Source organism: Acidiphilium sp. C61 (assembly GCF_905116885.1).
Taxonomy (GTDB): Bacteria; Pseudomonadota; Alphaproteobacteria; order Acetobacterales; family Acetobacteraceae; genus Acidiphilium.
In genome coordinates, this window is the sequence record NZ_CAJHNI010000005.1 from 1299236 (window position 1) to 1312618 (window position 13383).

Annotated in this window: 12 protein-coding genes; 4 read left to right on the forward strand and 8 right to left on the reverse strand. The window is 68.0% G+C overall.

All coding sequences use genetic code 11. The annotated features are described in order from the left end of the window. Positions 1-156: 156 nt before the first annotated feature. Positions 157-1002 (reverse strand): fumarylacetoacetate hydrolase family protein, encoded by an 846-nt coding sequence (locus HUW10_RS08915; protein WP_174503173.1) that lies wholly within the window; start codon positions 1000-1002, stop codon positions 157-159. 299 nt (positions 1003-1301) lie between these two features. Between HUW10_RS08915 and HUW10_RS08920 the strand changes: the two genes are divergently transcribed. Both HUW10_RS08920 and HUW10_RS08925 read left to right on the forward strand, forming a co-directional pair. Beyond that, the gene (locus HUW10_RS08920) at positions 1302-2627 is read left to right on the forward strand and encodes an aspartate aminotransferase family protein (protein WP_174503174.1); all 1326 of its coding nucleotides are present in this window, start codon (positions 1302-1304) and stop codon (positions 2625-2627) included. 37 nt (positions 2628-2664) lie between these two features. Next, positions 2665-4095: an NAD-dependent succinate-semialdehyde dehydrogenase gene (locus HUW10_RS08925; protein WP_174503175.1), complete on the forward strand. Its 1431-nt coding sequence runs from the start codon at positions 2665-2667 to the stop codon at positions 4093-4095. Positions 4096-4221: 126 nt separating this feature from the next. On the opposite strand, the gene HUW10_RS08930 is transcribed toward HUW10_RS08925, so the two are convergent. From HUW10_RS08930 to HUW10_RS08940, 3 genes are read right to left on the reverse strand one after another with little or no spacing between them, the layout of a single operon-like run. Beyond that, on the reverse strand, positions 4222-5019 hold the full coding sequence (locus HUW10_RS08930) for a S49 family peptidase (RefSeq protein ID WP_174503176.1): 798 nt from the start codon (positions 5017-5019) through the stop codon (positions 4222-4224). Next, positions 5016-5441 (reverse strand): DUF1489 family protein, encoded by a 426-nt coding sequence (locus tag HUW10_RS08935; protein ID WP_174503177.1) that lies wholly within the window; start codon positions 5439-5441, stop codon positions 5016-5018. Before HUW10_RS08935 ends, HUW10_RS08930 begins: the two co-directional genes overlap by 4 nt. Next, entirely contained in the window at positions 5438-7750 is a 2313-nt protein-coding gene (locus HUW10_RS08940; RefSeq protein WP_174503178.1) for a xanthine dehydrogenase family protein molybdopterin-binding subunit, read from the reverse strand. The genes HUW10_RS08935 and HUW10_RS08940 overlap by 4 nt, the downstream gene beginning before the upstream one ends. Positions 7751-7938: 188 nt before the next feature. Here HUW10_RS08940 and HUW10_RS08945 point away from each other — a divergent pair, with 188 nt between their 5' ends. Then, positions 7939-8601: a cupin domain-containing protein gene (locus HUW10_RS08945; protein ID WP_174503179.1), complete on the forward strand. Its 663-nt coding sequence runs from the start codon at positions 7939-7941 to the stop codon at positions 8599-8601. 4 nt (positions 8602-8605) lie between these two features. Continuing rightward, complete coding sequence (locus tag HUW10_RS08950; RefSeq protein ID WP_174503180.1) at positions 8606-9703, forward strand: FAD-dependent oxidoreductase; 1098 nt, start codon at positions 8606-8608, stop codon at positions 9701-9703. Positions 9704-9739: 36 nt separating this feature from the next. Here HUW10_RS08950 and HUW10_RS08955 read toward each other — a convergent pair whose 3' ends face one another. From HUW10_RS08955 to HUW10_RS08970, 4 genes are all read right to left on the reverse strand, one after another. Continuing rightward, positions 9740-10963: a sugar ABC transporter permease gene (locus HUW10_RS08955; protein WP_174503181.1), complete on the reverse strand. Its 1224-nt coding sequence runs from the start codon at positions 10961-10963 to the stop codon at positions 9740-9742. Then, positions 10960-11769, reverse strand: coding sequence for an ATP-binding cassette domain-containing protein (locus HUW10_RS08960; RefSeq protein ID WP_174503182.1), 810 nt, complete (start codon positions 11767-11769; stop codon positions 10960-10962). The genes HUW10_RS08955 and HUW10_RS08960 overlap by 4 nt, the downstream gene beginning before the upstream one ends. Positions 11770-11833: 64 nt before the next feature. After that, entirely contained in the window at positions 11834-12943 is a 1110-nt protein-coding gene (locus tag HUW10_RS08965; RefSeq protein ID WP_174503183.1) for a sugar ABC transporter substrate-binding protein, read from the reverse strand. Positions 12944-13104: 161 nt separating this feature from the next. Continuing rightward, on the reverse strand, positions 13105-13344 hold the full coding sequence (locus HUW10_RS08970; RefSeq protein ID WP_174503184.1) for a hypothetical protein: 240 nt from the start codon (positions 13342-13344) through the stop codon (positions 13105-13107). Between the last annotated feature and the right edge of the window lie 39 nt (positions 13345-13383).

The following is a 13383-nucleotide window of genomic DNA, read 5'->3' on the forward strand; positions in this document are numbered from 1 at the left end:
CTGGAGCTTGTCCGTGGCCTCAATGGCAGGGGGATTAACGAAAGTCTAGATTGCGCGGCGCGGCCGGAAAATCGCCCGGCCAACCGCCGACGGGTTGTTCCTAACCCGCCGGCAGCGCCCGGCAATCCGGCCTTTCGGCTCAATCCCGGCGGCGGATCAGCCGCCGATGGTCTTCTGCGTCTGCTCGCCAAGCCCGGCGATGCCGAGACGCACGGTCTGGCCCGGCCGCAGAAACACAGGCTCCGGCTTGATGCCCATGCCGACGCCGGGCGGCGTCCCGGTAGCGATCACGTCGCCGGGTTCGAGATGGATGAAGCGGCTCACATAGGACACCAGCGTCTTCACGCCGAAGATCATCGTCCGCGTATTGCCGTTCTGCATCCGCTTGCCATCGACCTCGCACCACAGATCGAGCGCCTGCGGGTCCGGCACCTCGTCGCGGGTGACGAGGAACGGCCCCGTCGGGCCGAAGCTCGGGCAGCCCTTGCCCTTGTCCCAGGTGCCGCCACGACGGATCTGGTATTCGCGCTCGCTGACATCATTGACGATGCAGTAGCCGGCAACGTGGTCGAGCGCCGAATCCTCGGCGATGTGCGACCCACCGGTGCCGATGATCACGCCAAGCTCCACCTCCCAGTCGGTCTCCTTCGAGCCGGGCGGGATCACGATGTCATCGTTCGGCCCCGAATAGGCGCTGCCGGCCTTGATGAAGATGATCGGCTCCTCCGGCACCTTGAGCCCGGATTCGGCCGCATGGTCGGCATAGTTGAGGCCGATGCAGATGAAATTCACCGGCCTCGGCACTGGTGCGCCGATCCGCGTGCCGGCGGGCACCAGCGGCAGCGTCGCGGCATCGAGCGCGGCGAGGCGCGCAAGCCCGGCATCGGAAAGGGTTGCGGCGTCGATTTCGGCAATGACACCGGAGAGATCGCGCAGCGCGCCGGACCCATCGACAATTCCTGGACGTTCGGCGCCGACGGCGCCATGCCTGAACAGTTTCATATATTTAAACTCCCATTATACTCGTGCTCCGCTTGTAGTCCGCGCGGCGGCGCCGGCCAAGAGGACCGGCAAGCACCGTGTGATGTTCAGGATAATCGACATCCCATGTTGAACTTGCGCCGTTTCCGCCCGACTTGCTCCTGTCGTGCTTAAAATAATAGGCTAGAGCATCACCCGACCGGATGGTGTCATCTGATCGGGTGAAGATGCTCTGTTTATCAATATGATAGAGCACGACATCCGATCCGAAAGGAGCGGAACGTGCTCTAGTGAGATCTGCTTCATTCAAGGACCGAGCCATGACCCAGCCCGCGCCGCGCTCCAACGAGCCGCTGATCCATCACTGGATGCCGTTCACCGCCAACCGCCAGTTTCATGACGCGCCGCGAATCATCGCCCGCGCCGAGGGTGTGCATTACTGGAACACCGCGGGCGAAAAACTGCTCGACGCGGTCTCCGGCCTCTACACCACGCCGGCCGGGCATGGCCGGCGCGAGATCCGCGATGCGGTGGCGCGGCAGCTGGAAGAGCTGGATTACGCGCCGGCCTTCCAGTTCGGCGTGCCCGGCTCGTTCCGGCTGGCCAACGAGCTGGCGCAGATGCTGCCGGCCGGGCTGAACCGCGTCTTCTTCGCTGGCTCCGGTTCGGAGGCGGTCGAATCCGCCCTCAAGGTCGCCATCCAGTATCATCGCGTGCGCGGCCAGGGGCAGCGCCAGCGCTTCGTCGGCCGGGCGCGCGGCTATCACGGGGTCAATTTCGCCGGCTGGTCGGTCGGCGGCATGGTGAAGAACCGCGAGGCATTCGGCCTCGGCCTGCCGGGTGTGGCGCATATGCGGCACACGCACATCCCCGAGAACCGCTTCCAGATGGGCCAGGGCGAGCATGGCGGCCTCGATCTCGCCGACGACCTGCAACGCATGATCGACCTGCATGGCGCCGACACCATCGCCGCCTGCATCGTCGAGCCGATCGCGGGATCGACGGGCGTTCTGGTGCCGCCGAAGGGCTATCTGGAGCGGCTGCGCGAAATCTGCACCAGGCACGGCATCCTGCTGATCTTCGACGAGGTGATCTGCGGCTTCGGGCGCACCGGCGCGCCCTTCGCGGCGGATGCGTTCGGCGTGGTGCCGGACATGCTGACCATGGCCAAGGCGATCACCAACGGCAACATCCCGATGGCCGCCGTCGCCGTGCGGGAAGACGTGCAGCAGGCGATCCTCGATGCCGCCGGACCCGATGCGGTGGAGTTCTTCCACGGCTATACCTATTCGGCGCATCCGGTGGCCTGTGCCGCCGCGCTGGCGACGCTGCGGATCTACCGCGAGGATGACCTGTTCGCCCGCGCCGCGGCACTGGCGCCGAAATTCCTCGAACGCATCGCCGCCCTGCGCGACGTGCCGATCGTCATCGACACCCGCGGTTTCGGCCTGCTCGGCGCGGTCGATCTCGCGCCCGAGGGCGGGCCGGGCAAGCGCGGCTTCGCCGTGCTGCGCCGGGCCTTCGAACAGGGGCTGGTGCTGCGGGTCGCCGGCGATACGGCGATCTTCGCCCCGCTCTTCATCACCACCGACGACCAGCTCGACGAGATGTTCGACAAGCTGCGCAAGGTGCTGGCCACGGTCTGACCCGGCGGCCAGCCAGGACACGGAGACAGGATCAAAGATGTACAAGAACGTTTTGCTGCATATCGGCGGGGAATGGACGAACGCCGCCTCGGGCCGCACGCTCGACGTGATCAACCCGGCGACCGAGGAAGTCATCGGCACGGCCGCCCATGCCGGCCGCGCGGATCTCGACGCCGCGATCGCAGCGGCCGAGACGGGCTATGCGACCTGGCGGGCGACGCCGGCATTCCAGCGCGCGGCGCTGCTGCGCAAGGCCGCCGAGCTGATCCGCGCGCGGATCCCCGAAATCGCCACCATCATGACGATGGAACAGGGCAAGCCGCTCGCCGAGGCGAAGGGCGAAACCACCGTCGCCGCCGACGTGATCGACTGGTTCGCCGAAGAGGCCAAGCGCACCTATGGCCGGGTGATCCCGGCGCGGGCGGCGGGCGTCTACCAGCTCGTGGTCAAGGAGCCGGTCGGCATCGTCGCCGCCTTCACGCCGTGGAACTTCCCGATCAACCAGGCGGTGCGCAAGGTCTCCGCCGCGCTGGCCGCCGGCTGCGCGGTGATCCTGAAGGGGCCTGAGGAAACGCCGGGCGCCTGCGCCGAGCTGGTGCGCGCCTTCGCCGATGCCGGGCTGCCGCCGGGCGTGCTCAACCTCGTCTACGGCGTGCCGGCCGAGATTTCCGAATATCTCATCCCGCACCGCGCGGTCCGCAAGATCTCCTTCACCGGTTCGACCGCGGTGGGCAAGCACCTCGCCGCCCTCGCCGGGGCGCACATGAAGCGGGCGACGATGGAACTCGGCGGCCACGCGCCGGCGATCGTCTTCGAGGACGCCGATCTCGACGCGGCGGCAAAGATCCTCGCCGCCAACAAGTTCCGCAATGCCGGCCAGGTCTGCGTCGCGCCGACGCGCTTCCTCGTGCAGGAAAGCGTCTATGACGGGTTCATGGAGCGCTTTCTCGGCGCGGTCCGGAACATCAAGGTTGGCAACGGGCTCGATGCGGGCACCACGATGGGGCCGCTCGCCAACGAGCGCCGCATCCCGGCGATCGAGGGCTTCATCGCCGACGCGACGAAGCACGGCGCGAAAGTGGCCGAAGGCGGCGAGCGGATCGGCAACAAGGGGTATTTCTTCCAGCCCACCGTGCTGACCGACATTCCGACCACGGCGCGGGTGATGAACGAGGAACCGTTCGGCCCGCTCGCGCTGGTCAACCGGTTCTCCACCTTCGAGGACGCGGTGACCGAGGCCAACCGGCTTGAATACGGCCTCGCCTCCTATGCCTATTCGCGGTCGGCCAGGACGGTGACGGCGCTGGGCGACCGCATCGAGGCCGGGATGATCTCGATCAACCATCACGGCATCGCCCTGCCCGAGACGCCGTTCGGCGGCATGAAGGACAGCGGCTATGGCTGGGAGGGCGGCGCCGAGGCGATCGAAGCCTATCTCGCCACCAAGTTCGTGACCCAGGCGTCGTAAGACGCCGAAGCGACCGGGGCGCTTAGAGCATCATCCGATCAGATGGAATCATCTGATCGGATAAAGATGCTCTGATTATCAACAAGATAGAGCACGACATCCGATCCGGATGGATCGGAACGTGCTCTAGCCGAGTTTCGGCGTGAGCGCCTCGGCCTCCATCGCATTGGCGAGTTCGATCAGGCTGGACCGGCCGACCAGCCGCAGCAGCGAGAATTTCCGCTTCGGCCCGAGAAACACCGGCTTCGCCCGCTTTCCGCAGCGCGCGGCGATCAGGCCGCGCACATCGCCGAACCCGTCGATCAGGCCGCGTTCGCTGGCAGCACTGCCCAGCATGTAGGAGCCGTCGAACACCGTGTCGTCGCCCTTCAGCGCGCCGCCGCGGCGCTCGCGCACCCACGCCTTGAAGGCGGCGTGAATGTCGTCGAGCAGCGCCTGGTTGAATGCCGCGTCCCCCGGCCGCTCGGGCGAGAACGGGTCATTGCGCAGCTTGTTAGCGCCGGCGGTGACGACGCGGCGCTCGATGCCGAAGCGGCGGATCAGGTCATGCACGCCGAAACCGCCGCCGACCACGCCGATCGAGCCGACGATCGACATCGGATTGGCAAAAATCTCGTCGCCCGCACAGGCGATCCAGTAGCCGCCGGAAGCGCCGACATCGCCGATCACCGCAAGAACGCGCACGCCGGTCTCCTCGGCCTTGCGGCGGATATGCCTGCCAATCAGGTCGGATTGCACCGGCGAGCCGCCGGGGCTTTCGATCGCGAGGATCAGCAGCTTCGTCCCGCCTTTCGCGAGGTCGAAGCCACGGTCGATGGCGGGGGCAAAACGTTCGAGATTGACCGCCCCCTCGCGGGGCGAAATCAGCCCGGCAAGCCGGATCACCGGCACGCACGGGCGTGACCACGGCAGGCGCAGCGTCATGGCAGCAGCGCCAGGGCGCGCAGGTCGCGCCGCAGCGCCGGCGGCAGGTCCTCGATGCCGGAGGTGCGGCCGCCATCCGGCAGGTCGGCGGGCGCATCGTCCGGCGCGAGGTAGCGCCAGCCCTGGAAGGGCTTCATCGGCCGCGCCTCGACCCGGACGAGCGTGGGGTCGAGCACGAGGCCGGTGCAGCGCGTCCCGTCATCCCAGACATCCTCGATCACGTCGAGAATCCGCTGGCGAACCAGCACGGCGCCGGTGATGACCCAGTAGATCGACCCGCCATCGGCAAGCTCCGCCGCGCGCTTGGGAAAGCTGCGGGTCTGGTGGCGCAGCGGCGGATCGGCCACCGCGCGGCGGCGCTGGATCTCGGCCAGATGGCCGGGATCCTTCACGCCGACCGCGAGCTTGACCAGATGGATCAAGCGGCCTGCCGCGCCGCGATCGCCTGCCAGACGCGCTCGGGCGTCGCTGGCATGTCGATCTCGCGGATACCATCCGCGGCAAGCGCGTCGATCACCGCGTTGATCAGCGCCGGCGGCGAGCCGACCGCGCCGGCCTCGCCCGCACCCTTCACGCCGAGCGGGTTCGAGGCGCAAGGCACCGAGACGAACTCCACCTCGATATCCGGCAGGTCGTCGGCGCGCGGCAGCGCATAATCCATCAGGCTGCCGGCGACGAGCTGGCCCGATTCTGGATCATAGGCGGTGTTCTCCAGCAGCGCCTGCCCGAGCCCCTGGGCGACGCCGCCATGCACCTGGCCGCGCACGATCATCGGGTTCACGATGGTGCCGACATCGTCGCACACGAGATAGCGCAGCACCGAGGTGACGCCGGTTTCCGGATCGATCTCGACCTCGGCGATGTGGCAGCCATTCGGGAAGGTGTGCTTCTCGATCTTGGCGATCTCGGCGGTGTCGAGCGCGTTGCCCTGCTCGCCGTGCAGCTCCGCCGCCAGGGTGATGACGTCGACCATCCGGTCGGTGCCGACGATGCGGAAGGCGCCATCCTGGAACACGATGTCCGCTTCCGCCGCCTCCAGATGATCGGCCGCGGCCTTGCGGCCCTTCTCGAGAATGGTCGCGGTGGTCAGCGCGATGGCCTGGCCCTCGGAATAGAGGCTGCGCGCGCCGCCGGTGCCGCCGCCCTGCGGAATTGTGTCGGTATCGCCCTGGCGGACGCGGATCTTGTCCGGGTCGATGCCGAGCCGGTCGTTGACCAGCTGCACATAGGCGGTTTCATGGCCCTGCCCGGTGGACTGGGTGCCGACATAGACATCGACATACCCCTCCTTGGTGAAGCGGATCTCGGCGCGCTCCTCCGGCGCGCCGCCGGTCGCCTCGAGGTAATAGGCCATGCCGATGCCGCGGCGCTTGCCGGCGGCGGCCGACTTCGCGCGGCGGGCGGGGAAGCCCTTCCAGTCGATCATGTCGAGCGCATGGTCGAGCACCTTGTGGAAATCGCCCGAATCATAGGTCTGCGCCATCGCGGTGGTGAAGGGCATGGCGCTCGCCGGCACCATGTTGATGCGGCGCAGCTCGGCGCTGTCGATCCCGAGTTCGCGGGCGGCGGCGTCGATCAGCCGCTCGACGAGATAATTGCTCTCCGGGCGGCCGGCGCCGCGATAGGCGTCGACCGGCACGGTGTTGGTGAACACGCCGAACACCCGCGCATGGATCGCCTTCATACCATAGACGCTGGCCAGCACCTTGGTGCCCGCGAGGGTCGGGATGAAGGGGCCGAAATTCGAGAGATAGGCGCCCATGTTCGCCGTGTCCGTCACCCGCATGGCGGTGATCCGGTGATCGGCGTCCAGCGCCAGCTCACCGATGGTGATGTGGTCGCGCCCATGCGTGTCGGAGAGGAACGCCTCGCTGCGCTCGGAGGTCCATTTCACCGGCCGGCCCAGCTTGCGGGCGGCGTGGCAGACCATGACATGCTCGGGATAGACGAACAGCTTCATGCCGAACCCGCCGCCGACATCCGGGGTGATGACGCGGAACTTCGCCGGCTCCACCTTGAACACGGCGCCGGCGAGGCAGTCCTTCAGCAGCCAGCCGCCCTGGGTGTTGGTGGTCAGCGTCCACCGGCCGGAAGCCGCGTCGAATTCGGCGCGGGCGGCGCGGGCCTCCAGCGAGTTGACGACGATGCGGTTGTTGACGATGCGCAGCTTCGTCACGTGCGCGGCGGCGGCGAACAGCTCGTCCACCTTCGCGGCGTCGCCCACCGCCCAGTCGAACACGCGGTTGGCCGGCGCATCGTCATGCACGCGCGGCGCGCTGTCGGACATCGCGCTGGCCAGATCGGTGATCGAGGCCTTCATGTCGTAGCGCACATCGACCAGCTCGGCGGCATCGCGCGCGGCCTGCGCGGTTTCGGCGACGATATAGGCCACCGGCTCGCCGACATGGCGCACCGTGCCCTGGGCGAGGGCCGGGCGATCGGCCTGGGCGCGCGGCGTGCCGTCCTGGTTCTTGATCGGCACCATGCAGGGAATCGGCGCGATGCCCTCGGCGGCGAGATCAGCACCGGTGACGATGGCAACCACACCCGGCACCGCGCGGGCGGCCGCAGTGTCGATTCCCGTGATCGTCGCGGCGGCGTGCGGCGAGCGCAGCACATGAAGGTGCAGCGCCCCCTCGGCCGGAACGTCGTCGGTATACTGGCCAGCGCCGCGCAGCAGCCGCGAATCCTCGACGCGCTTGACCGGCTGGGCAAGACCGAATTTCACCATGATCGATTCCTCATCTTCCAGTTGCTGACGGCGGCCGCAGCGCGCCTTCCCTGCGCTCAGGATATGGGCCGGTCGGGAAAATACAATAGACCGGCGCGGCAACAGCGGTTTGCCCTCGGCGCGAAACCGACCATATGCAGGCGAGAGAATGTGTTCGAAGACCGGCCACGGGCCGAAAAGGAGCAGACATGCAGATCAACGCCGATCTTCGCCAGCCAGCCCTCGTCGATGCCGCGGCGCTCGACTGGATCGCCTCGCCGATGGCCGGCGTCGAGCGCCGGATGCTGGAGCGCGACGGCGGCGAGGTGGCGCGGGCGACCTCGCTGGTGCGCTACGCGCCGGGCTCCGCCTTCAGCCCGCACCGGCATGACGAGGGCGAGGAATTCCTCGTGCTGGAGGGCGTGTTCTCCGACGAGACTGGAGATTTTCCGCGCGGCCACTACGTGCGCAACCCGCCCGGCTCGCGGCACACCCCCTCCAGCGCGCCGGGCGCGACAATCCTGGTGAAGCTGCGGCAGATGCCGCCGGAAGAGGCCGCCCCGGTGCGGATCGACACCACCGATCCCGGGCTGTGGCGCGAGCGTGCGCCGGGCTGGTCGGAAGCGCTGCTGTTCTCCGCCCCGTGGGAGCAGGTGGACATGATCCGCCTCGCCGCCGGCATCGAAACGGTGGAGCAGGCCTATCCGCGCGGCGTCGAGATCTTTGTGGTGGAGGGATCGATCACGCGGGACGGCGCGGTGCACGGCGCCGGCACCTGGCTGCGGCTGCCCGCCGGCAGCCGGCTCGCGCTGGCCAGCACCGACGGGGCGCTGCTCTACCGCAAGAGCGGCCATCTGCCGACGGTCGCCTGACGCCATGCACGACCTGATCGTGGTCGGGGCGGGCCTCGCCGGCCTCGCCCTCGCGGCGCGGGCGCAGGAGGCGGGCCAGCATGTCGCAATCATCGAGGCGCGTTCGCGAATCGGCGGGCGAAGCCTCGCGCATCGCACCGAATCAGGCTGCTACGATCTCGGCCCGGCCTGGATCTGGCCTTCCATGCAGCCGCGCGTGGCGCAGGCCGCCGCCGCCTTCGGCCTCCTTCTGCACCGCCAGGCCGATGCAGGCGGCTTCGTGTTCCAGGACGGCGACGGAACGGTCCAGCGCCTGCCCCACGGCTTCGCGCAGGAGCCGCCGAGCATGCGGATCGAAGGCGGGACCACCGCCCTCGCCGAAGGCTTCGCCGCCCGCCTCGCCCCCGGCACGATCCGGCTCGGCACCCGGGTCGAGCATCTGGTGCTGGAATCGGACGCAGTCAGCGTCGAGGCCGGGGAGACACGGCTACGGGCGCGGCGCGTGGCGCTGGCGCTGCCGCCCCGGCTGGCGGCTGCCATCGGCTTTGCGCCCACCCTGCCCGCCGCTTCACTGCGGCAGCTCGAGGCGGTGCCGACCTGGATGGCCGGGCATGCCAAGGCGCTGGCAATCTACGACGCGCCGGTCTGGCGCGATTCCGGCCTGTCCGGCGGGGCCTTCAGCCGCTGCGGACCGCTGGGCGAGATCCACGATGCCAGCCTGCCAGGTGCCTCCGGCGAGGCGGCGCTGTTCGGCTTCTTCGCCTGGCCGGCCGCGATGCGCGCGGCGCGCCGGGCAAGGCTGGAGGATGCGGTACGCGCCCAGCTCGCCGCCTTGTTCGGCCCGGCGGCCGGATCGCCCCGCGCGCTGCTGATCCAGGACTGGTCGGCCGACGAGCTGACCGCAACGCCGGCCGACGCCGCGCCGCTGGCCGGGCATCCGGCCTATGCGCCGCTCGCCCTGCCCGCGCCGTGGCGCGACCGTGTCCTGCTTTCTGGGTCGGAGAGCGCGCCGCAATTCGGCGGTTATCTCGAAGGGGCGCTGGAAGCCGCCGAGGCAGCCGCCGCCATGAATGCGCAACATGGCGGCGGCCTTCCCGCGGCGGGCGTGGCAGCCGGGTTCTAGAGCACGACATCCGATCCTGATGGATCGGAACGTCCTCTAGGCCCGGCCGCTGCGCATCCGCCGGAGGCGGAGGATGGTGTCGATGGTGATCGCGGCCAGCAGGATCAGCCCCTCGACGATGAAACGCACGGACGAGGCAGCACCGAGCAGGTTCATCCCGTTGCTGACACTCGCGATCACCAGCGCGCCGAACAGCGCGCCATAGACGCTGCCGCGCCCGCCGAACAGCGACGTGCCGCCGATCACCGCCGCGGCGACCGCGTTCAGCATGATGTCGCCATTGCCCACCGAGGCGGAGGCGACACCGAGGCGCGCCGCATCGAGATAGCCGGCAAGGCCGACGAGGAAGCCGGCGATGACGAAGACGGCGAGCTGGATCCCCTTCACCGAGATGCCGGCGCGCCGCGCCGCCTCGGCATTGCCGCCGACCGCGTAGAGATGCCGGCCGAAGCGGGTCGACTTCGTCACGAAGGCCGAGGCGAACAGCGCGATCAGGAACAGCATCAGCAGGAATGGCACGCCGCGATAGGCATTCAGCATGAACACCGCGCCGAACAGCATGATGGCGACACCGACCAGCCGCATCGTCGCGGCGAACCCGCCCTCATGGCCGCTCGCCGTGCGCTTGCGGATGCCGTTCAGCGTCACCGCCGCATAGGCGCCGAACAGCAGCAGGCTCAGCACCCACGACCATAGCGGATCGAGATTGAGCGTGCCGATCGCGGTGGTGAAATCGTCCGCCAGCGGCACCGAGCCGCCATGCGGCGTCAGGATCGCGAGCGTCAGACCCTCGGCGATCATGCCGCCGCCGAGGGTGACGACGAAGCTCGGCACGCCGATCCGCGACACCACCATGCCCTGGAGAAAGCCGATCCCGGTCGCCAGCGCGATTCCAAGCGCGATGCCGACGCCGACCGGCAGGTGAAAGAACACCGTGGCCAGCGAGAACACCGAGGCGGCGAGCACCGAGTTCCAGCCGATCGACAGGTCGATCATGCCGAGCAGGATGATGTAGATTTCCGCCAGCGCCAGCGTGCCGGTGACGACGATCTGCGCCGCGAGATTGGAGAGGTTGCGCGGGGTCAGGAAGTTGGCGTTCAGCGTCTCGAACACGATCCAGATGACGATCAGCGCCGCGATCACCGGCAGCATGCCGAGATCGGTCGATTGCGCGACCCCGGTCAGCCAGCGCGTGAACGGTGATTTCTGCTCGGATTCCTGCCCGGATTTCCGCTCTGGGGGCTGCACGGTGCTACTCATGCCAAGGCTCCTGCCGCGCCGGTTCCGGGTATCGCGAGCGTGCCGGTGATGGCGCCGACCACCTGCTCCGGCGTAACCTCGCTCTTGCGGGCCTGCATCACCGTGGCGCCGAGGCGCAGCACGGCGATATTGTCCGCCACCTGAAACACGTTCTGCATGTTGTGGGTGATGAGAATGACGCCATAGCCCTGCTCGGCGAGGTCGCGCACGAGGCGAAGCACCTCCGCCGTCTGGGCGACGCCGAGGGCCGCGGTCGGCTCATCCATGATGACGAGCTTGGAATCCCACAGCACGGCGCGGGCGATGGCCACCGCCTGGCGCTGCCCGCCGGAGAGCGAGGCCACCGGCGTATCCAGCGCGGGCAGGTTGATCCGCAGCGTCTTCAGCACCCGCCGCGCTTCAAGCTCCATGTCGACATCGCGCAACACATGCGGGCCAACCGCGGTGGGCGAGCTGACGAGCTCGCGGCCGAGATAGAGATTGGCGCAGATGCCGAGATTATCGCAGAGGGCGAGATCCTGATACACGGTCTGGATGCCCAGCGCCGTCGCCTCGGACGGGTGGCGGATCGAGACCGGCCGCCCCTCCAGCAGGATATCCCCCTCGTCGATCGGCGCGACACCGGCGATCGCCTTGATGGTGGTGGACTTGCCCGCGCCGTTGTCGCCGAGCAGGGCGGTCACCTCGCCACGGCGGACGGTGAAATTCACGTCGCGCAGGGCGACCACGGCGCCGTAGCGCTTTTGCAGGCCGCGCACCTCAAGCAGGGGTGCTGCGGCGGGTTCAGCCGCGATTGCCGCACTCATCTCTCGTCCTCCCAAGCAAACGGCGGACGCGCGGGGCGTCCGCCGCGCCGTCAATGGTCCCGGATCAGGCGCCGTGAGCCTTGCAGATCTTGCCCTTGGCAGCCGGACCGACGCAGATCGCCTTCCAGGTCGTATAGCCCGACTTGATCACCGAACCGGCGATATTCGCCTTGGTCACCACCAGCGGCTTCAGCAGCACCGACGGAACGTCGATCATCTTGTTGTTCACCTTGCCGTTGACGAGGCCGGCCGGCGGCTTCGTGCCGGTCGCCACCGCAACCGCGAGATCGGCCGCCGCCGCCGCTTCCTCGGGGACGTATTTGAACACCGTCATCGATTGCAGGCCTTCGAGAATGAAGGTCAGGCCGCCATTGGTCGCATCCTGGCCGGTCACCGGCACCTTGCCGGCAAGGCCCACCGCCTGCAACGCGCGGATCACGCCCGAAGCGGTGCCGTCATTCGCGGCAAGAACGCCATTGACCTTGTTGTGCAGCCGGGTCAGCGCCTGCTGGCTTTCCTCGAACGCGTTCTGCGGGCTCCAGTTCGGCGTCATCACCGAATAGGCGAGATGCAGCTTGCCCGACTTGAACAGCGGGCCGAGCACGTTCATCGCGCCCTTGCGGAAGTCGAACGCGTTCGGATCGGTCGGCGCGCCGTTGATCATCATCACGCTGCCGCCGGGCTTGGTGTGCTTCGCGATATACTCGCCCTGCAGCTCGCCGACCTTCGTGTTGTCGAACGAGACATAGTAATCCGGCTTCGAATCCTGGATCAGCCGGTCATAGGAAATCACCTTCACGTGGTTGCGCGTGGCGTAGTTCACCACCGCGGCACCGGCCTTGCCGTCGACCGGATCGACGACGAGAACGTCAGCACCGTTCGAGATCGCGGATTCGGCCTGGTTGAGCTGGGTGTCCGGGCTCGAATTGGCGTTGCTGACGATCAGCTTGGCGTTCGGATCGGCCGCATGCGCCATCTTGATGAACCAGGGCCGGTCGACCTGCTCGTAGCGGGGGGAGGAATTCTCCGGCAGCAGGAAGGCGATCGTCGTCTTCTTGCTGCTGATCTGGTGCACCGAGGGCTGGGCGACGGACTGGGCGTGCGCGGCCGTCAGGCCGAAGGCGGCAACCGCCAGCGCGGACGCGGCAATGATCGTCGGGAACGCGATTTTCATGGTGTTTCCTCTTCCAAGATATGGTGGATCGAATTCTGGCCCCGGCGTGCCGCGAGGTTCCAATTAATTTGACCCTTGTAGTAAATCGGTTGCTATCGTGAAGCCCGAACCATTGTCAAGCGGGAAATGCAGACCTGCCCCGACTGCGGGGCCGGCGCGGTCTATTGGCGGGGTTCGTCGAGCTCGCGCAGGGCGCCGGAGCGCACGCTCTGCATGGCGTTGTCGAGGATTCTCAGGATCGCCTCGTCGGGCAGTTCCGCCCCCAGCAGGTTGAGCGCGCCGCCAAGCAGGGCCGAGGCGATGGCGATGGTCGGGATCTCCTTCTCGACCATGCGATGAACCAGCTGGTCGATGACCTGGCCGGCTTCGAGAATCTGCGCCTCGGTGGCTTGATGCTGCATCGGCTTGCTTCCTTGTGTCATGAAATCGTGATGTCGTCC

What these genes read in the sequence shown, in the direction of transcription:
- HUW10_RS08960 (WP_174503182.1), bottom strand. Translation starts at nt 11,769, where the DNA reads ATGAGTGCGGCAATCGCGGCTGAACCCGCCGCAGCACCCCTGCTTGAG.
- HUW10_RS08915 (WP_174503173.1), bottom strand. Translation starts at nt 1,002, where the DNA reads ATGAAACTGTTCAGGCATGGCGCCGTCGGCGCCGAACGTCCAGGAATT.
- HUW10_RS08930 (WP_174503176.1), bottom strand. Translation starts at nt 5,019, where the DNA reads ATGACGCTGCGCCTGCCGTGGTCACGCCCGTGCGTGCCGGTGATCCGG.
- HUW10_RS08945 (WP_174503179.1), top strand. Translation starts at nt 7,939, where the DNA reads ATGCAGATCAACGCCGATCTTCGCCAGCCAGCCCTCGTCGATGCCGCG.
- HUW10_RS08965 (WP_174503183.1), bottom strand. Translation starts at nt 12,943, where the DNA reads ATGAAAATCGCGTTCCCGACGATCATTGCCGCGTCCGCGCTGGCGGTT.
- HUW10_RS08920 (WP_174503174.1), top strand. Translation starts at nt 1,302, where the DNA reads ATGACCCAGCCCGCGCCGCGCTCCAACGAGCCGCTGATCCATCACTGG.
- HUW10_RS08955 (WP_174503181.1), bottom strand. Translation starts at nt 10,963, where the DNA reads ATGAGTAGCACCGTGCAGCCCCCAGAGCGGAAATCCGGGCAGGAATCC.
- HUW10_RS08970 (WP_174503184.1), bottom strand. Translation starts at nt 13,344, where the DNA reads ATGCAGCATCAAGCCACCGAGGCGCAGATTCTCGAAGCCGGCCAGGTC.
- HUW10_RS08925 (WP_174503175.1), top strand. Translation starts at nt 2,665, where the DNA reads ATGTACAAGAACGTTTTGCTGCATATCGGCGGGGAATGGACGAACGCC.
- HUW10_RS08940 (WP_174503178.1), bottom strand. Translation starts at nt 7,750, where the DNA reads ATGGTGAAATTCGGTCTTGCCCAGCCGGTCAAGCGCGTCGAGGATTCG.
- HUW10_RS08950 (WP_174503180.1), top strand. Translation starts at nt 8,606, where the DNA reads ATGCACGACCTGATCGTGGTCGGGGCGGGCCTCGCCGGCCTCGCCCTC.